We start from the raw sequence: 19,611 nt of genomic DNA on the forward strand, positions 1-19,611 counted from the left end.
CCACCGGCAGCCACTGCGAACGCGGCAACATCAACGCCACCGTCGACTCCGGCCCCGCACCCGCCCCACGCAACACACGCGCCAACCGGTCCGACACCGCATCCAACTCCGCGTACGTCAGCCGCACATCCTCAAACACCACAGCCAACGCACCCGGACACTCCGCAACCCGCCGCGCAAACAACTCAGGCAACGACACCCACGGCACCTCCACCGCCGTGTCATTGAACCCCGAAACCAACTCCCCACGCTCACCCACCGACAGGACCTCAACCGACCCCACCCGCACATCCGGCGACGCCACGACCCCAGCCAGCAGACGAACAAACCGCTCCACCAGACACACCGCCGAAGAACGGTCAAACAAATCAGTCGCAAACTCCAAATGACAGTCCATGACCCCAACAGCCGACTCCCGCTCGGCGACTCGCAGCAGCAGATCGAACTTTGCTGTGTCCGCCTCGGCCACTTCAGCCGTGAGCGTGACGCCTGGGAGCTGGAGCTCAGCTTGGGTGTTGTTCTGGAAGGCGAGCATGACCTGGAAGAGCGGGTGCCTCGACATCGACCGCGCCGGGTTCAGCACCTCCACCAGGTACTCGAACGGCACGTCCTGATTGGCGTAAGCCGCCAGGTCCGTCTCCCGCACACGCTCCACCAACTCACGAAACGTCGGATCACCCGACACATCCGTCCGCAGCACCAACGTGTTCACAAAGAACCCGACCAGATCATCCAGCGCCTCATCCGTACGGCCCGCAATCGGCGAACCGATCGGAATGTCCGTCCCCGCACCCAACCGCGACAGGAGAGTGGCGAACGCAGCCTGGAGCACCATGAACACACTCGCGCCCGACTCCCGGGCCAGAGCGGCGAGCCCCGCGTGCAACTCCTCGTTCACCTCGAAGGCAACCCGGTCACCCTGGTAGGAGGCCACCGCAGGCCGCGGCCGATCCGTCGGCAGTTCCAACTGCTCCGGCACACCGGACAGCGTCTCGGTCCAGAACGCCAGCTGCCGGTTCAGCGCGCTGCCCGGGTCGGACTCCTCACCCAGCAAACCCCGCTGCCACAGTGCATAGTCCGCATACTGCACCGGCAGCGGTTCCCACGTCGCTGCCCGGCCTTCCACCCTCGCCTCGTACGCGGCCGCGACATCCCGCGCGAGCGGCGCCATGGACCAGCCGTCACCCGCGATGTGGTGCAACACCACCACGAGAACGTTGCTCTCCTCAGCCAGCTCGAAAAGGGCTGCGCGCAGGGGCAGTTCACGGGTCAGGTCGAAGCCCCGCCCGGTGAACTCGGCGACCAGAGCAGCCAGCGAGTCCTCCGTCGCCGGCTCTGCCTCCACCTCGATGAGATCGGCACCGGCACCACGGATGGCCTGGTAGGGAGTGCCGTCCGCCCCCTCCGGGAACACCGTCCGCAACGACTCATGCCGTACCAGCACGTCCTGCAGAGCCGCCGCCAACGCCTCGTGATCAAGCAGGCCATCCAGACGGAGCACGACCGGCATGTTGTACGTGGAGGCGTCCGTGCCTTCCAGGCGGTTGAGGAACCACATGCGCCGCTGGGCGAACGACAGCGGAATCTCCGTCGGCCGCTCAACCGCCGACAGGGCCGTACGAGCGGTGTCCGCCCGGCTAATGCGCTCAGCGAGATGAGCGACGGTGGGTGCCTCGAACAGGGCCTGCAGCGGCACCTCCACACCAAGAACCGTGCGAATCCGGCTCACCACCCGGGTGGCGAGCAGGGAATGCCCGCCCAGATCGAAGAAGCTGTCGTCGATCCCGACCGACTCCAGCCCCAGGACCTCGCCGAACACCACGCACAGCGCTTCTTCGCGTGCCGTGCGCGGCGCCCGGAATGCGGTCGTGGGGTCGTACTCAGGTGCGGGCAGGGCTCGGCGGTCCAGCTTCCCGTTCACCGTCAACGGCAGTGCGTCCAGGACGACCAGCGCCGACGGCACCATGAATTCGGGCAGACGCTTCCCCAGCGACGCGCGCAGTTCCGCTCCGTCAAGGGCGTGTCCGGGCGCCGGCACGACGTAGGCGACCAGGCGCTTGTCACCGGGCCGGTCCTCACGCCCGATCACGGCCACCTGGGCGACCTGCGGGTGAGCCGCCAGTGCCGCCTCAATCTCGCCGAGCTCAATACGGAAGCCGCGCAGCTTGACCTGGTGATCCGCACGCCCGGCGTATTCCAGGTTCCCGTCCGCACGCCAGCGCGCCAGATCGCCTGTGCGGTACATTCGCTCGCCCGCGGCAGCGAACGGATCAGCCACGAACCGCTCAGCGGTCAGCCCGGGCCGGTTCACATAGCCGCGGGCCAACTGCGCGCCTGTCACGTACAGTTCGCCCGCCACGCCGACAGGCACTGGCTGGAGCCAGGCGTCCAGCACGTAGACGCGCGAGGTCCCCTGCGGCCGACCGATCGGTACGGGGCCGTCCGGGAGGTCGGCGCCTGAAGCGATCCGGTACTCGGTGCAGTTGACGGTGGTCTCGGTGGGGCCGTAGGCGTTGAAGACCGTTGCCTTCGGGTGGCGCCGACGCCATGGGGTCAGGTCCGTTCCGGCCAGCGCCTCGCCCCCGACGACGAGCTCGGCCGACGGCGACTGATCGTCGGGGAGATCGTTGAGGAGCAGGAGGTGGCTGGGAGTCACCTTCATGAGCGTGGGCCCTGTGTGCGCCGACGCCGCTGCGGGCGCGTTCCCACCGGGGGCATCCTGATGGAACATGTCCACGATGCGTACGCATCCGCCGACGACCAGCGGCGTGTACATCGACGTGATCGCCATGTCGAAGGTGATCGGCGAGTGCAGAGCGGTGATCTCTTGCACGCTCGGATGGTTGACCGCCGCCCAGCACAGATAGGCAGCCAGTGCGCGGTGTTCGATCATCACACCCTTGGGGCGGCCCGTGGAGCCGGAGGTGTACATGACGTAGGCCCGGTGTGAGGCGAGCAGCGGCGTTGACAGCTCCTCTACCCGCAAGTCATGGGCGTGGTCGACATCCGTGGCCGCGTCAGGCGCGCCAGTATCCACCGTGACGACAGGCAGTCCCGGCGGCAGCGCGACGTCGCTGTCGGCGAGCGTGATGGCACAGACCGCGGCCGCGTCCTCGACCATGTAAGCGATGCGCTGCGCCGGGTAGTCCACGTCCAGCGGAAGGTATGCGGCGCCCGACTTCATTACCGCGATCAGGGTGACGATCCCGTCGGTCGATCTCGGCATGGCCACCGCCACCACGCGCTCCGGTCCCGCACCAAGCTCGATCAGGCGTCGCGCGAGCCGGTTGGCCCGGGCATTGAGTTCCGTGTACGTGAGGACCTCGCCGCCGCCGTCCACGGCCGGCGCGTCTGGCGTACGGGCCGCCTGCGCTTCGAACATCGCGGGGAAGGTCAGCGCGGGCGCGGTTGCCTCCCCGCTCGCCGAGCTCCACTCACCCAGCAGGCGCCGACGCTCCTGCGGGGCGAGGATCTCCGCCTGTGTCACGGGCCGGTCCGGGTCGGCGACCAGTGCGCGAAGCAGACGGACGAACCGGCTCGCCATCTCCTCGACTGTTTCGCGGTCGAAGAGGTCGGCGGCGTAACTCCACGTGCCGGTGATCCCCCCGGGATGACGTCCGGCCGTGGATGCCCCAGTAGCGGGGGTGGGGGCGAAGGTCTCGTCGAGGCTGAGGGAGAGGTCGAACTTCACTGCGCCCGAGGGTGCCTGCTCGACCGCGATATCAAGGCCGGCGAGGCTCAGGTCGGGCGGGGTGGTGTTCTGGAAGGCGAGCATGACCTGGAACAGCGGGTGCCTCGACATCGACCGCGCCGGGTTCAGCACCTCCACCAGATGCTCGATCGGCACATCCTGGTGCGCGTACGCCGCCAGGTCCGCCACACGCGCACGCTCCACCAGCTCGCGGAACGTCGGATCACCCGACACGTCCGTGCGCAGCACCAGCGTGTTCACGAAGAACCCGACCAGATCGTCCAGTGCCTCGTCCGTACGACCTGCGATCGGCGAACCGATCGGGATGTCCCTGCCCGCACCCAGCCTCGACAGCAGCACGGCCAACGCAGAGCGGACGACCATGAAGAGGCTCGCGCCCGTCTCCCGTGCCAGTTCCGTGAGACCTGCGTGGAGCTCCTCGTCGATCTCCACCGGAACACTGTCACCCCGGTACGAGGCGACGGCGGGCCTGGGGCGGTCCATCGGGAGTTCCAGCTGCTCCGGCGATCCCGCCAAGGTCTGCTTCCAGAAGGCGACCTGTCTGGCCATCAGGCTCTGCGGGTCGGATTCCTCGCCCAGCAGCTTCCGCTGCCACAGCGAGTAGTCCGAGTACTGAACCGGCAGCGAATCCCACGCCGGAGCACTACCTGCGACCCGTGCTTCGTACGCGGCAGCGACGTCCCGCGCGAGCGGTGCCATCGACCAGCCGTCACCCGCGATGTGGTGCAGGACCACGACGAGGACGTGAACGTTCTCGTTCACGGCGAACAGGTAGGCTCTCAGCGGCAGTTCGCGCGTGAGGTCGAAACCACGCGCCGCCCGGGCCGCGACGGCCGCCGCCAGCTCCTCCTCGCGTACGTGCTCGACCGGCAGCGGCACAGCGCCGGCGGCGTCGGCCACCTGCTGGAACGACGTGCCATCGGCGCCCTCCGGGAACACGGTCCGCAGGCTCTCGTGGCGCGCCACGACGTCGCCGAGAGCAGCCGCCATCGCTTGCTGATTCAGCGCTCCGGTGAGGCGGAGGGCGATCGGCATGTTGTACGCCGCCCCGGCCTCGCCCTCCAGACGGTTGAGGAACCACAGGCGCTGCTGCGCGAACGACAGGGGTACCTCGGCAGGCCGCCGTGCCGGCTCCAGAGCGGGCCGCGATGCCTCCGCCCCGCCGACGCGCTCGGCCAGCAAGGCCACGCTCGGAGCCTCGAAGAGGGCGCGCAGGGGCAGCTCCACTCCCATTTCCGTACGGATGCGGTTGACCAGGCGGGTGACCAGCAGTGAGTGCCCTCCCAGGTCGAAGAAGCTGTCCTCGATGCCCACCCGCTCCAGCCCGAGGACCTCGGCGAACAGGTCGCACAGCACCTGCTCCCGAGCGTCACGGGGCGCAGCGCCCGACACGACCGACGAGAAGTCGGGCACGGGCAGGGCCTTGCGGTCCAGCTTGCCGTTCACCGTCACCGGCAGCGCATCCAGCACGACCACCACCGCCGGGGTCATGAACTCCGGCAGTCTTTCGCCGACGAACTTCCGCACCGCGCCCGGGTCCACGCCCTCCACGCCGCCCGCGCCGCCCGCGCCCGCGACGGGAACGGCGTATGCCACCAGCCGGGCGTCGGCGTCGCCCTGGGCGTGCACCGCGACGACGGCCTGCTCCACCAAGGGGTGTGCAGCCACGGCCGATTCGACCTCGCCGAGTTCCACCCGGAACCCGCGGATCTTGACCTGGAAGTCCGTCCGCCCGAGGAACTCGATGTTCCCGTCGGCGCGCCAGCGCACCAGGTCACCGGTGCGGTACATGCGGGCGCCGGGCGGGCCGTAGGGATTGGCGACGAACCGCTCGGCGGTCAGGGCCTGCCGGTTCACGTAGCCCCGTGCGAGCTGGATACCGGACACGTACAGCTCCCCGGCGACTCCGGACGGGACGGGCCGCAGCTTCGCGTCGAGCACGTACGCGCGGGTGTTCCACACGGGGGCGCCGATCGGCACGCTGGAGGCGCCCGGCTCGTACCGGTACGGCCAGCGGGTGACGTCGATGGAGGCCTCGGTGGGGCCGTAGAGGTTGTAGAGGCGGGCCTCGGTCAGTGTCGTGCGGAACTTGTCGGCCAGCTCCAGGGACAGGGCTTCGCCGCCGAGGATGACGGTGTGCAGCGAGGAGCACGTGGCCGAGGCGGGCTCCGCCAGGAAGACGGCGAGCATCGACGGCACGAACTGGAGGGTCGTGACCCTTCGTGCCCGGATGACCTCGACCAGGTAGGCCGGGTCCCGGTGGCCGCCGGGCTTGGCGACAACGAGGGTCGCGCCGACCTGGAGGGCCCAGAAGAACTCCCACACCGACACGTCGAAGCCGGTCGGGGTCTTCTGCAGGATCCGGTCGCCCGCTCCCTGCGGGTGCTTGGCCTGCATCCACGCCAGCCGGTTCACGATCGCATCGTGCGGGATCATGACGCCCTTGGGGCGCCCCGTCGATCCGGAGGTGTAGATCACGTACGCGGGGTTCGACAGCGTCAGAGGGGCGTGCCGCTCCTCGTCGCGCACGTCGCCGTCCGGCCTGCCCGCGAGGGAGTCCTCGAAGCCCGGGGCGTCCACTACGACGGTCGACGCGTCCGCTGGCAGGAACGGCAGCGTGTCCCGCGTGGTCAGGACGCACACCGGCCGGGCGTCCTCGATCATGTAGGCGATCCGGTCGACCGGGTACTCCGGGTCGACCGGCAGGTACGCGGCGCCCGCCTTGACGGCGGCGTACACGGCGACGACCTGCTCGACAGAGCGCGGCAGCGCGAGCGCGACCAGGCCCTCGGGACCGGCGCCCCGGGCCATGAGGAGGCGGGCGAGCCGGTTCGCCCGGGAGTTCAGTTCGGCGTACGTCACCTCGACGTCGTCGTACACGACCGCGACGGCGTCCGGCGTACGCCGCACCTGCCGCTCGAAGAGGTCGGGCAGCGGGGCTTGGAGCACGTCGGCCCCCGTGTCGTTCCACTCCTCCAGGATCCGGGTGCGCTCGGCCGCGGAGAGGACGTCGAAGTCGCTGAGTGCCTGGTCGGGCCGGAGAACGGCGGCATGCAGCACGCGGACGAAGCGCGCCACCAGTTCCTCCACCGACGCACGGTCGAAGAGGTCCGTGGCGAACTCCAGTTCACCCGCGAGTCCCGCGCCCTGTTCCTGGTTCTCCGTGAGGTACATGCAGAGGTCGAAGCGGGCCGCGGGCGCCACCACGCCCAGGTCGGAACTAGTCGAGACGGTCAGGCCGGGCAGAGTGAGGTCCGCCCGGTCGTTGTTCTGCAGGACCAGCATGGTCTGGAAGAGCGGGTGGCGGGACATGGACCGCGTCGGGTTGAGCACCTCCACCAGGTGCTCGAAGGGCACGTCCTGATTAGCGTAAGCCGCCAGGTCCGTCTCCCGCACCCGCCCGATCAGCTCACGGAACGTGGGATCACCGGACAGGTCCGTGCGCAGCACCAGCGTGTTCACGAAGAACCCGACCAGATCGTCCAACGCCTCGTCCGTACGGCCCGCGACCGGCGAACCGATCGGAATGTCCGTCCCCGCACCCAGACGCGACAGAAGCGTGGCGAAGGCCGCCTGGAGCACCATGAACACGCTCGCACCCGACTCCCGCGCCAACCGGGCTAGCGAGGAACGGAGTTCGCCGTCGATCGCGAACGTAACCAGGTCGCCCCGGTAGGAGGCGACCGCCGGGCGGGGCCGGTCCGTGGGGACGGCCAGTTGCTCGGGAAGGTTGGCGAGAGCCGATGTCCAATAGCCCAGCTGGGAGTTGAGCACGCTGTCCGGGTCCGATTCGCTCCCGAGGGTCGCCTGCTGCCAGAGCGTGTAGTCGGCGTACTGGACGGGCAGCGGCTCCCAAGCCGGGAGGCGGCCCTCCGTTCGCGCCTCGTAGGCTGCGGCCACATCCCGGGCGAGCGGCGCCATGGACCAGCCGTCGCCCGCGATGTGGTGCAGTACCACCACCAGGACATGGGTTCGCTCGTCCTGTGCGTACAGGTGCGCGCGGAGGGGAAGCTCGGCGGTCAGGTCGAAGCCCCGACCGGTGGCCTCGGCGACCATGTCCACCAGGCCGTCCGGCGAGGTGGCCGTCGCCTCCAACGTGACACGTGCGCGCGTCCCGGACACCACTTCCTGGTAGGGGGTGCCGTCCGGGCCTTCCGGGAAGACCGTGCGCAGCGACTCGTGCCGCTGGACGACATCATTCAGAGCGGCTTCGAGCGCGTCACGGTTCAGGGTGCCGGTCAGTCGCAGGGCGATGGGCAGGTTGTACGTCGACGCCCCTGCCCCTTCGAGGCGGTTGAGGAACCACAGGCGCCGCTGCGCGAACGACAGCGGGATCTCTGCCGGACGCTCCATGACGACGAGTGCCGTGTGCGCCGCGTCCGCCTCGCTCAGGTGGCGGGTGAGCTGGGCGACGGTGGGCGCCTCGAACAGCGCCCGCAACGGGAGTTCGACTCCGAGGGTGGTACGGATGCGGCTCACGACACGGGTCGCGAGCAGGGAGTGGCCGCCGAGGTCGAAGAAGCTGTCGTCGATGCCGACCTTGTCCAGTCCGAGGACTTCGGCGAAGACCGCGCACACCACTTCCTCGCGTGGGTTGCGCGCAGCCCTGGAGGTCGCTGCCGACACGTACTCCGGTGCGGGCAGGGCCCGACGGTCCAGCTTGCCGTTCGCTGTCACCGGGAACGACTCCAGCACCATCACGGCCGCCGGCACCATGAACTCCGGCAGGTTCCGCTCGACGAAGCGCCGCAACTCCGCAGGGTCGACGGAGGTACCGGGGGCACTGACCACGTACCCAGCCAACCGCTTGTCGCCCGGCTGGTCCTCGCGCGCGATCACCTGCGACTGAACGACATCCGGGTGCGAGTTGAGAGCCGCTTCGACCTCGCCGAGTTCGACACGGAACCCACGGATCTTCACCTGGAAGTCCGCACGCCCCAGGAACTCCAGCGTCCCGTCCGCGTTCCAGCGCGCCAGATCACCCGTGCGATACATCCGCTCACCCGGCACGAACGGACTGGCCACGAACCGCTCAGCCGTCAGACCGGGACGATTCACATATCCACGCGCCAGCTGCACACCCGCCAGATACAACTCACCCACAACACCCACCGGAACCGGCAGCAGACCACCGTCCAGCACATACACCTGACTGTTCGCCACCGGCACACCGATCGACGGAAACACCGGCCACGACCCCGGCCCGCCGTCCAACGTCAACGCCGTGACCACATGCGACTCGGTCGGCCCGTAATAGTTGTGCAACCGCCGACCCGGCACCGAAGCAAAGAACTCCCGCACCCGCTCATGCACCGCCAGCGCCTCACCCGCCTGCGCCACATCCCGCAACCCAGACAACGACACACCCAGCTCAGCAGCCGCCTCCGCAACCGCCTCAACCATCGGCATCGGAGCAAACAGCTCACTCACCCGATGCGCCTCAAACCAGCGCACCAACTCCACCGGATTACGCCGCACCTCATCCCGCGGCACCACCAACGTCTTGCCCTGCCACAACGCCGAGAACATCTCCTGCGCCGCCGCATCAAAACTCAACGCCGCGAACTGACCCGTCCGCACCCCCACACCAGCCGGCATCACACCCGCATGCCACACCAGCAGATTCGCCAACGCACCAGCAGGAAACACCACACCCTTCGGACGACCCGTCGAACCCGACGTATAAATCACATACACCGGATGCTCAGGCCGCAGACCCACGACATCAACCGAACCACCCCCGACGCCCTCAAGCACATCCGCGAAACCAGGCTCATCGACAACGACCCGCGCGGCCCGCACACCCGACGGAACACCGTCCGCAACACCACTCGCCGTGACCACACACACCGGATCCGCATCCGCGAACATGTACGCGATCCGGTCCATCGGATACTCCGGATCCACCGGAAGATATGCCGCACCCGTCTTCACCACCGCCAGCAACGCCACCGGCAACCACTGCGAACGCGGCAACATCAACGCCACCGTCGACTCCGGCCCCGCACCCAACCCACGCAACACACGCGCCAGCCGGTTCGACACCTCGTCCAACTCCGCATACGTCAACCGCACATCCTCGAAAACCACGGCCAACACATCCGGGAACTCCGCGACCCGCCGCGCGAACAACTCCGGCAACGACACCCACGGCACCTCCACCGCCGTGTCATTGAAACCCCACACCAGCTGCCCGTACTCATCCGCCGACAGCACCTGCACAGAATGCACCCGCACATCCGGCACCACCGTGACCTGCGTCAGCAGACGAACAAAACGCTCCACCAACCGCTCGACCGACCCACGATCGAACAAATCAGTCGCGAACTCCAGGTGCCCTTCGAGCCCAAGCATCCGGCCATCCGCACCGAACCGCTCGCCCACGGAGAGCAGGAGATCGAACTTGGACGTCTGCGTGCCGAGTTGCTCGACCTTGAGGCCGAGTCCCCGGAGACGGAGGTCGGCCTGGTCGTTGTTCTGGAGGACGAGCATGACCTGGAAGAGCGGGTGGCGGGACATGGACCGCGTCGGGTTGAGCACCTCCACCAGGTGCTCGAAGGGCACGTCCTGATTAGCGTAAGCCGCCAGGTCCGTCTCCCGCACCCGCCCGATCAGCTCACGGAACGTGGGATCACCGGACAGGTCCGTGCGCAGCACCAGCGTGTTCACGAAGAACCCGACCAGATCGTCCAACGCCTCGTCCGTACGGCCCGCGACCGGCGAACCGATCGGAATGTCCGTCCCCGCACCCAGACGCGACAGAAGCGTGGCGAAGGCCGCCTGGAGCACCATGAACACGCTCGCACCCGACTCCCGCGCCAACGCAGCGAGCGACGCATGCAGCTCCGGCCCGACCTCGACCGGGACCGTGTCCCCACCGAACGTGGCCACCGCCGGCCTCGGGCGATCCGTCGGCAACTCCAACTGGTCCGGAACCCCGGCCAAGGTCTCCGTCCAGAAGGCGACCTGGCAGCTCAGCACACTCTCCGGATCAGACTCCTCCCCCAGCAACCCCCGCTGCCACAACGCGTAATCCGCGTACTGCACCGGCAACGGCTCCCACCCCGGGGCGAGCCCGCCCACCCGAGCCTCATACGCGGTCGCCACATCACGCGCCAGCGGAGCCATCGACCAACCGTCACCCGCGATGTGGTGCAGCACGAGGACCAGGACGTGTGACGTCTCGTGCCTGGTGAACAGGCAGGCACGCAGGGGCACCTCAGTGGTCAGATCGAAGCCGCGCGCGGCGAACGCGACGACGTCCCGCCGTAGAACCTCCTCGTCGCTGAGGACCGTGGTCAGGAGCGTGCCGACCTGGTGGGCGGGCAGCACGTTCTGGTACGGCTGTCCCGACGGATCCTCGGGATAGATCGTGCGGAGGGACTCGTGGCGCTCCGTGACGTCGGCGAGGGCCGCTGCCAGCACGCTGCGGTCCAGCGTGCCGTCGAGGCGCAGGGCGAAGGCGACGTTGTAGGTGGAGGCGTCGGTGCCCTCCAGCCGGTTCAGGAACCACATCCGACGCTGCGCGAACGACAACGGCACCACCGCCGGCCGCTCCACCGCCACCACACCGGCCCGCGCACCCTCCGCACGACCGATCCACTCCGCCAGCAACGCCACCGACGGCGCCTCGAACACAGCCCGCAGCGGCAACTCCACACCCAGCACCGCACGCACCCGACTCACCACACGAGTCGCCAACAGCGAATGACCACCCAGATCGAAGAAACTCTCCTCGACCCCCACCCGCTCCACACCTAGAACCTGAGCGAACACCCCGCACAACACGTCCTCACGCACCGAACGCACCGCACGCGAAACCGCACCACCACCGAACTCCGGAACCGGCAACCCCCGCCGGTCCAACTTCCCGTTCGCCGTCAACGACAGCGCCTCCAACACCACCACCACCGACGGCACCATGAACTCCGGCAGACGTTCGCCCAGTGCCCTACGCAGTTCGGCGCCGTCGGCCGCGTCACCGGGCTCCGGAACGGCGTAGGCGACGAGGTGCTGGTCGCCGTGCCGGTCATGGGTCACGACGGCGGCTCGGGCGATGCCCCGCAGTGCGGTCAGGGCTGCCTCGACGTCGCCGAGTTCGACGCGGAAGCCACGGATCTTCACCTGGGAGTCGACGCGTCCGAGGAACTCGACGGTGCCGTCGGCGCGCCAGCGGGCGAGGTCGCCCGTGCGGTACGTGCGTTCGCCGGGCGCGCCGTGGGGGTTCGCGACGAACCGCTCGGCTGTCAGGCCGGAGCGGTTCAGATAGCCGCGGGCGAGCTGGACGCCGGACAGGTAGAGCTCTCCCGCCACGCCCACGGGGACGGGCCGCAGGCGGCGGTCCAGGACGTACACGCGGGTGTTGGCCACCGGGCGGCCGATCGGCGCGCCCCCGGCTCCGGTTCCTTCCTGGTACTCCCAGGCGGTGACGTCGACCGCGGCTTCGGTGGGTCCGTAGAGGTTGACGAGACGGGTGTCGCCGAAGGTGGTGCGGAAGGCTCGGGCCAGGTGCAGGGGCAGGGCCTCGCCACTGCAGAACACACGGCGTACGGTGTCGGCGCAGCGCGCGGCGGTGGGCTCCGCCAGGAACACGGCGAGCATCGACGGCACGAAGTGGAGAGTGGTGATCCGTTCGGTGCGGATCAGGTGGGCGAGGTACGCGGGATCTTTGTGCCCACCGGGCTCGGCCAGGACGAGTGTCGCGCCGACCCGCAGCGGCCAGAAGAACTCCCACACCGACACGTCGAAGCCTGCGGGGGTCTTCTGCAGGACGCGGTCCCCGGGTCCCTGCGGATGGTCGTCCTGCATCCAGGCCAGCCGGTTGTCGATCGCCTCGTGTGTGATCAGGACGCCCTTGGGGCGCCCGGTGGAGCCGGAAGTGTGGATGACGTACGCGGGATGGGAGGGGAGCAGCGGTGCCGTGCGGTCGGCGTCGGTGAGGTCGGTGTCGGGGGCGCTGAGGAGTGCCGCCCGTGTCCCCGGGTCGTCGAGGAGGATGCGGTGGGTGTCCTCGGGGAGGAGGCCGGCCGTGGAGTCGCAGGCCAGCACGGTGACGGGCGTGGCGTCCGCGATGATGCCGTGGAGCCGGTCGAGTGGGTACTCGGGGTCCAGTGGGAGGTAGGCCGCGCCTGCCTTGACGGTCGCGTACATGGCGACGACGAGGTCCACGGATCGGGGCAGAGCGAGACCGACGGCGCTTTCGGGGCCCGCGCCGTGCGCGACGAGTAGCCGGGCGAGCCGGTTCGCGCGGCGGTTCAGCTCCGCGTAGGTGAGCCGCGTGTCCCCGTGGACGAGGGCCGTGGCGTCGGGTGTGCGCGCTGCCTGCCGCTCGAAGCGGGCGGACAGCAGGGCGCTACCGTCCGCGGGGTGGGCGGTCGCCGTGTCGTTCCATTCGTGCAGGACGCGTCGGCGGTCGTCGTCGGACAGGACGTCGACGCGGCCGGCCTGGGTCTGCGGGGCGGCGACGAGGGCGGTGAGGACACGCTCGAACCGCTCCAGGTGCTGGGCGACCTCGTCTGCCGTGTGCCGGGAGGTGTTCCCGTCGAGGTCGATCCGCAGGCCGCTCTCCCCGGTCCGGTCGTACACCGCGAACGACAGGTCGTCGACAGGGCCGTTGGCGAGGTTGTTCACCGTGGCGCGATGCCCCCCGAAGGACAGGTCGTCGTCGAAGGACATGACGTTGACCATGGGGCCGAAGAAGCGGCCGTCGCCCGGGGCCGCTCCGGTGTCGCGCAGCACGTCCTCGTGGCGGTAGCGCTGGTGGCGCAGTGCCGCCTTCATCTCGCGTGCGGTCTCGGCGACGGTCTGCCGGAACGTGTGGTGCGCGGGCACGGTCACGCGCAGGGGGACGATGTTGGAGACCATGCCGGGGGTACGGCGCGACGTCGCGCTCGTACGGGCCGTGACCGGGAAGCCGAGCTGGACGTCGGAGGAACCGGTCAGGCTCTGGAAGTAGACGGCCGTGGCGGCGGTGATGACGGCGGACCAGTGGGTCCTGGCCTCGCGCGCGACGGCGCGCAGTGCCTCCGTCGTGGCGGCCGGCAGGTGGGAGGTGATCCGTACGGTGGCCGGCGAGGGGGTCCCGTCGGGTACGGCGGTCCTGACGCGGGGCGCGGTGTGCGCGGCAGCGGCGGGCTCGTGGCCGGCGAGGCAGGCCGACCAGTGCTCACGGTCCCGTACGAAGGCGTCGGAGGCGCGATAGGCGTTCTCCTCGGCGAGGAGGTCGCCGAGGGACGCGAAGGGGGTGGCGGCGGGGGTGGCGCCGGTGATCAGTGCGTTGTATATGTCGGCGAGGCGGCGGGTGAACAGGGCGCCGCCGTAGCCGTCCATGGCGACGTGGTGGCTGCGCTGGTACCACAGGAAGCGGTCATCGGCGAGTTTCAGCAGGAGGAAGGTGTACTGGCAGTCGCCGTTCAGGAGGTCGAGGCGGCGGCCCAGGTCCGCACGGACGAGTGACTCGGCGGCCTTGTCGGGTGAGGGCTCCCCCGAGAGGTCGTGGAACACCGGGCCGGGGCCGTGCTCCGGCTCCAGGGTCTGGCGTATCTCTCCATTCTCCTCGCTGTAGGCGACCCGGAAGGTCTCCGTCTCCGCGAGGAGCTGGTCCATGGCCCGCCGGAAGACCGCCACATCGACGGGCCCGTCGATCTCGACACTCTGCGCCACGTTGTACTCAAGCTCCGTGACGCCCAGTTGATGGGCGAACCAGACACCCGACTGAGCGGCGGACAAGGGCCAGGACGAGCGAGTACCAGACACCTGAAGTCTTCCCCTGAAGTGAACGTGATTCCCCAGGGGATCTGTGGTCGGCGGCCCTGGGTGGCGGATCTGATCGTTGGGCACCGGGCCGCGACTGTGTGCAGTCCCGCAGCCTCGACGGCTGGGTTCGGTCCTCGCGCTAGGAACCGGCGGACATGGCCTCGCGCAGGTCCTTGGGCCGCATGTCCACCCAGTGGGTGTCGATGTACTCGATGCACTCCTGGCGCGGGGCTGCGTCGAGGACGATCCGCCAGCCGGCGGGCACGTCAATCGTGCCGGGCCACAGAGAGTACTGCTCCTGGTCGTTGATCAGGACCAGGTACGTTCCGTCTGCGTCCTCGAAGGGGTTGGTCATGCCGCAACCTCGTTCTGCTGAGCCGTGGATGGGTCCGACGACAGGGCGCAGCAGGAATGGCGAGCAACACCGTGGAAAGATGCCCGGTCAGACATCGATAGGGACGTGGACGCGTCCCCCTGATCCCCCGCAGCAGAAGCCCTGCCGGCGCCCTCTGTGAGGGGTTTCCGGACAGTCTTGACTACTTGACGGATGATCATAAGGATGTGTACGCGCCGCGTCAAGGGACATATGTTCGCCCCAGAAAGCGCACAGGTGTCGCTTAATTGACGAAGCGTCAAGGACAAGTGCACGTAGCCTCAAGGAGGTACCGGCGCCTTCGGGCAAGCGGGGTAGGGTGCATGCGAGAAACAGGGGGACAAGCGGGGTGGGCACGTCGAATGCAGCGCTGACCACATGTGAGAGCGGTGCCGTTTCGTACACGGTTTCGGCACGGACCGGTGTCGGGCACTCCCGGTGGTTGCGTCGTCACCGCCCCGCGGCCGTGGACCTGAAGGCACGTCTCGTCTGCTTCCCGCCGGCCGGCTCCGCCGCCAGCTTCTTCCGCTCGTGGCCCGAGTCGGTCCCGGCAGAGATCGACGTGGTGGCGGTCCAGTACCCCGGCCGGCAGGAACGGCTGGGAGAGGAGTGTGCCGGCTCCATGGACGAGCTCGCCGACGCGGTCGCCGCGGCTCTCGTGCCGCTGGCCGACCGGCCGTTGGCGATGTTCGGCCACAGCATGGGAGCCTCGGTGGCCTTCGAGGTGGCCGCCCGTCTTCAGAGCGCACACGGAATCGGTGGGATTCCGCTCTTCCTGGCCGCACGCGCGGCACCCCACCGGGTGCGGCCCCTGGACGTCGACTGCGACGACGATCAGGCCCTGATGCGGAAACTGGACGAGTTGGGGAGTCCGGACACGCACGTACTCGACGACCCGGAACTGCGTGAGCTGACCCTTCCCGCGATCCGCGGCGACTTCAGGATCTGCCGGACGTACCGTCACCCGGAGCCGCCCGCGGCACTGGACACCACCGCCGTCTTCTACCGCGGCTCCGCCGATCCGGGCACCGACGCGGACGACGTGAACGGCTGGTCCGACGTTATCCGCGGTCGCGTGCGCGAGGCGGTGCTGCCGGGTGGGCACTTCTTCGTCGTCCAGCACGAGCGCTTGCTCGTCCAGGACGTCACCCGGCATCTCTACGGCCTACTGGCCGGCTGACACCGGAAACGCGCGAAGCACCCGATCCGTAAACAGCGGTATGGGTGCCGACTCATTTCAACTCAACGATGAGGAATGAATCTGCGATGGTCACCCCAGAAGAACTCTTGGGCGCCCTGGGCAGTACAGCTGTCACTGACTCGTTTGCTCTTTATCACATAGCAACGTCTCACTCCTCCCGAGCAGCGGTCCTTCGCACGGCGGCGCTACATGGCGAGATCCGCCTCGTGGCGTCGAGCGTCGCACTGGCCGTCTCCTCCGCTATGCGCACCTGCTGGGACGACGAGTGCGACGCGGAGCACACGCAGTTGCCCGCCGGCGAGCTGCGCTCGTTCCACGAGCAAGGCGGGTTCGGCCTGCCCGTGGCTTCGGTGGCGGAGACCGTCACCGCGGGACAGTCCTACGCGAAGTGCGCCGACCACCGTCTGGTTGGTCCCGAGGTGCTCGCCTCGTGCTCCTCCAGCCTGCTCGCCGAAGCGCTGGGCGCACCGCTGCTGTCCACGGGTCGCGGCGCCTACTGTTACGGCCCCAAGTCGCCGGTCAGCGGCCGCACCGTCTACCTCGTGTGACCCTTGGCTCCCGGGGCAGCGGTTGTCAGCAGCCACACGCGCAGCTCACCGGTGCCGTGACGGGTTCGGCGTCGCAACGGGCCGGTCCCTGCCACGTCTCGTGGGTGGAGCCCTCGCGCGCAGCACTCGAAGCCGCCCGACATCTCCTCGACCTGTTCACCGAGTTCGGCCAGCGCGAGGGCGGCGCGAGTGACGCTGCAGCCTGGTCCCCCAGCAGTACATCACCATCGGCACGGACGGGTCGAGGAGCCGGGCGGCTCTAAGAGGACATCTCATTCGGCGTGTTCGATAGTCTGCGGTCGTGGACATCGTGGAGCGCCTGGTGCCGGATGAGCTGTGGGAGTTGTTCGCGCGGGTGGTGCCGCCATCCCCGACACGGCCTCAAGGTGGTGGCCGACGGCGGTACGGGGATCGCGAGGTGCTGGCCGCGATTGTGTTCGTGGCCACGTCAGGGTGCACATGGAAGCAGTTACCGCCATCCTTCGGCCCGTCGGGGCCGACCGCGCACCGCCGGTTCAGCGAATGGAGCAGGGCCCGGGTCTGGGCCAAACTCGCCGCAGACCAAGGTGCACGTCACCGCCACCGAGGTGCATCCTCCGCTGCCGCGGCCGCCACTGCTTCGCGTATTCCGCGACCGTCTGCTGACCGAGTTCCCGGCGAGCCTCGGCAACGGACGGCGCCGTCTTCTTTTTCTCCGCATAGATCTGCGTAAGGCGCTCGATCGCGTCATCCTGCGTGTCGTAGCCGACCTCTTCGCGCTGCTTGCCGAGAGCGTCCCGGAACCGACTCGTGTACGGGTGTGAGCAGCGGGTCAGCCTGGAACAACCGCACTCCTTGAAGAAGGACCCCATCCCACGAGCGAGCTGTCGAGCCACGTATCAAGCCTTCTGAGCGGGGCGCCGGGCGGCGCAGGAGGCCCCTGCCACAGGTGTAGGTCAGCATGCCGGACACCGTCCGGCCTGATGCTGACCTTTTGCTGACCCGAAGGCGGCGATCAGGGCCCTGACCTGCGGAAACACCCAAACGCTAGATCTTGGACTTGAACAGAGTACGCAGCACTTTGGACTCCTGTTTGAAGGCTCCCTGCCTGCTTTGTGCAGGTCAAGGGCGGTCTCGACTGTACACCGGGACACGCCGGTCGAGGATTGTGAGGAACATCGCTCCGCTCGGGCGAGACGGCTTCACGCCTGGGCTTTCGCGCCGCACCGGCGCCTGTTCAGGCAATCCTCTGGAAAAGCCCGGCGACTCATGCTGACCGGATGCTGACTTACCTGATGCGCCATCAAAGATGCGGAAGACCACTCTGCACACGGACGAAGTGCCTCCACGCACCCGCCTGTCGGGCACCGACATCGCTCTGGTTCGTGGAACACGGTCCCTTTGGCCATCGGCCGGTCGGCGCTCGACCGCCCCGGAAGCCGGCTCGCTGCCTGCCTCCCGCCCGAGGCGAAGACCAGGTCACGCGCCCCTGCGCACTTGCGTGCGCCGCTCCTCCCTTCCCTACGGTCCAGCCGATGGCGAACCGCGCTCGCACACCGTGAAGGAGAGCTGTTGAAGCCGACCGAGGAAGTGCTCCAAGACCTGACCCAGCCCTCGAACGTCTCCGTCCACTCGGACGACGCGCTCGTCGGGAAGGTGAAGGCCGCCATCGCGGCGGACGACGAGAAGCGCAAGGAGAATGAGGACGAGCCGCTCCGCCGGAAGCCCGCCCTCGTCCCGATCCTGCCGACGGAGCTGCCCTGGCAGTTCGAAATGACCCTCTGGGACGTGCTGCACACCCTCGCCCGGGCCACTGCCCTGTCGTGGCGTGGTGCGGGCCGGGGGCTGGCGGAACACTGGGGCGCACTCAAGTACACCCAAGCCCTGGCCGGCGGTCGTGACTCCTTCCTCGGCCTCACCGACGAAGGCCACCGCATCGCGGACCACTACAAGTCACTGCAGTCCGGCGAGCTCGGCATCGGCTTCGCGCTCACCCTCACCGAGCACATGCTGCGCAGCCGTTTCCCCGACCATTCGGTGACGATCGTCCCCGCCGACACGGCGTTACGCGCGGGCTGGGCCCTCACCAGCAGGGACAAGGGCGAGAAGGTGAAGTACCGCTACCGTCCCCAGTACTTCGCCGAGGTCTGGCAGCCGGGCGAGCCGTCTCTTGCCATCCCCCTCGCCTGCAAGGGCAACCACAGCGACTCCGCCACCTCCGCCGAGCAACTGGCCTCCGCCTCGGCCCACGCCGAAGCGGTCCACATCGGCGCGTGGAACGAGACACCTAGCCTGCTGTTCAGCACGCAGCTCCCGACGGACGGCGGCACGATGACCGTCCACGCCCTCCAGGCACCGGGCAGTGGTGGTCGGCTGTCCCCGGCAGAGGGCCGGGAAGCGAACCGGAACGCCCCGCCGTTCCAGGCGAACGTGATGCCGGACATCCACCCGCCGGCCGAGGGCCTGGTGGCACCGGAGCCCGTACGGGGCTGCCACGTGCAGCCGAAGGACTACGCCTGGTTCCAGGAGTCCCTGGCCCACACCACCGCGGCGAGCCTCATGGCCTTCACCGGCTCCGGCCACGCCACCGCCCGCCACCTGACCGACCGGCAGGGCCGCAAACGCTTCACCGGCCTCGAACACGCGGCCAGCATGAGCATCCAGGACGCCGCCCACACCCTCTTCGGCAACGAGTACGTCGGCACCGACCACGTCTTCCGCCTCAACGGCCCCCGCGTCGAGGCGTTCTCCGGCGTGGACAAGGAAGTCTTCCGACTTCTCGCCAGAGGCGATGTCGAGGAGTACCGCGCCCTCGTCCACGCGAGCCGCGGCGTCCGCCCCCGCCTCGCCTTCGACAAGAACTGGGGCGGCCCCGTCTCCGTCCACGCCGACGGCTCCGTCTTCGCCCTGCGTCTGCTGCCGGGGCAGAACGAGGAACCCTGCGCGCGCTCGTCTCGCTGACGCGCCTCTGAGACGACAGGTCCGTCCGGACGGCCTCTGGTCGGACGACCAAACCACCCGACGGCCAGGAGCGTGGGCCTCG

At 68.8% G+C, this 19,611-nt stretch carries 6 protein-coding genes and 2 pseudogenes; 5 read left to right on the forward strand and 3 right to left on the reverse strand.

From position 1 onward, the window contains the following. Together AC0B9F_RS05880 and AC0B9F_RS05885 are read right to left on the reverse strand one after the other, a co-directional pair. Positions 1-14,551 (reverse strand): amino acid adenylation domain-containing protein (locus AC0B9F_RS05880; RefSeq protein WP_471999017.1); only part of this gene is annotated, 14,551 nt, incomplete at its 3' end. A gap of 55 nt (positions 14,552-14,606) precedes the next feature. Further along, complete coding sequence (locus tag AC0B9F_RS05885) at positions 14,607-14,822, reverse strand: MbtH family protein (RefSeq protein ID WP_099919400.1); 216 nt, start codon at positions 14,820-14,822, stop codon at positions 14,607-14,609. 484 nt (positions 14,823-15,306) lie between these two features. Here AC0B9F_RS05885 and AC0B9F_RS05890 point away from each other — a divergent pair, with 484 nt between their 5' ends. Together AC0B9F_RS05890 and AC0B9F_RS05895 are read left to right on the forward strand one after the other, a co-directional pair. Beyond that, the gene (locus AC0B9F_RS05890) at positions 15,307-16,020 is read left to right on the forward strand and encodes a thioesterase II family protein (RefSeq protein WP_471999018.1); all 714 of its coding nucleotides are present in this window, start codon (positions 15,307-15,309) and stop codon (positions 16,018-16,020) included. A 227-nt stretch (positions 16,021-16,247) separates the two neighbouring features. Next, the gene (locus tag AC0B9F_RS05895) at positions 16,248-16,589 is read left to right on the forward strand and encodes a hypothetical protein (protein WP_471999019.1); all 342 of its coding nucleotides are present in this window, start codon (positions 16,248-16,250) and stop codon (positions 16,587-16,589) included. A 25-nt stretch (positions 16,590-16,614) separates the two neighbouring features. Here AC0B9F_RS05895 and AC0B9F_RS05900 read toward each other — a convergent pair. Continuing rightward, positions 16,615-16,856, reverse strand: a pseudogene (locus AC0B9F_RS05900) (rhodanese-like domain-containing protein); the annotation flags it as partial. 34 nt (positions 16,857-16,890) lie between these two features. On the opposite strand from AC0B9F_RS05900, the pseudogene AC0B9F_RS05905 reads away from it, so the two are divergent. The 3 genes and pseudogenes from AC0B9F_RS05905 to AC0B9F_RS05915 form a co-directional block, all read left to right on the forward strand. Next, positions 16,891-17,142, forward strand: a pseudogene (locus tag AC0B9F_RS05905) (transposase); the annotation flags it as partial. Positions 17,143-17,155: 13 nt separating this feature from the next. Beyond that, positions 17,156-17,392 (forward strand): hypothetical protein, encoded by a 237-nt coding sequence (locus AC0B9F_RS05910; RefSeq protein WP_472000928.1) that lies wholly within the window; start codon positions 17,156-17,158, stop codon positions 17,390-17,392. Positions 17,393-18,140: 748 nt separating this feature from the next. Next, positions 18,141-19,529 carry a hypothetical protein gene (locus AC0B9F_RS05915; protein WP_471999020.1) on the forward strand — a complete coding sequence of 463 codons (1,389 nt, stop codon included), beginning with the start codon at positions 18,141-18,143 and terminating at the stop codon, positions 19,527-19,529. Positions 19,530-19,611 lie beyond the last annotated feature (82 nt).

The sequence above is a fragment of the Streptomyces sp. NPDC097129 genome, assembly GCF_055668065.1.

Bases quoted from the DNA above. Each gene is read 5' to 3' on its own strand.
- AC0B9F_RS05885 (WP_099919400.1), bottom strand. From the start codon at position 14,822: ATGACCAACCCCTTCGAGGACGCAGACGGAACGTACCTGGTCCTGATC.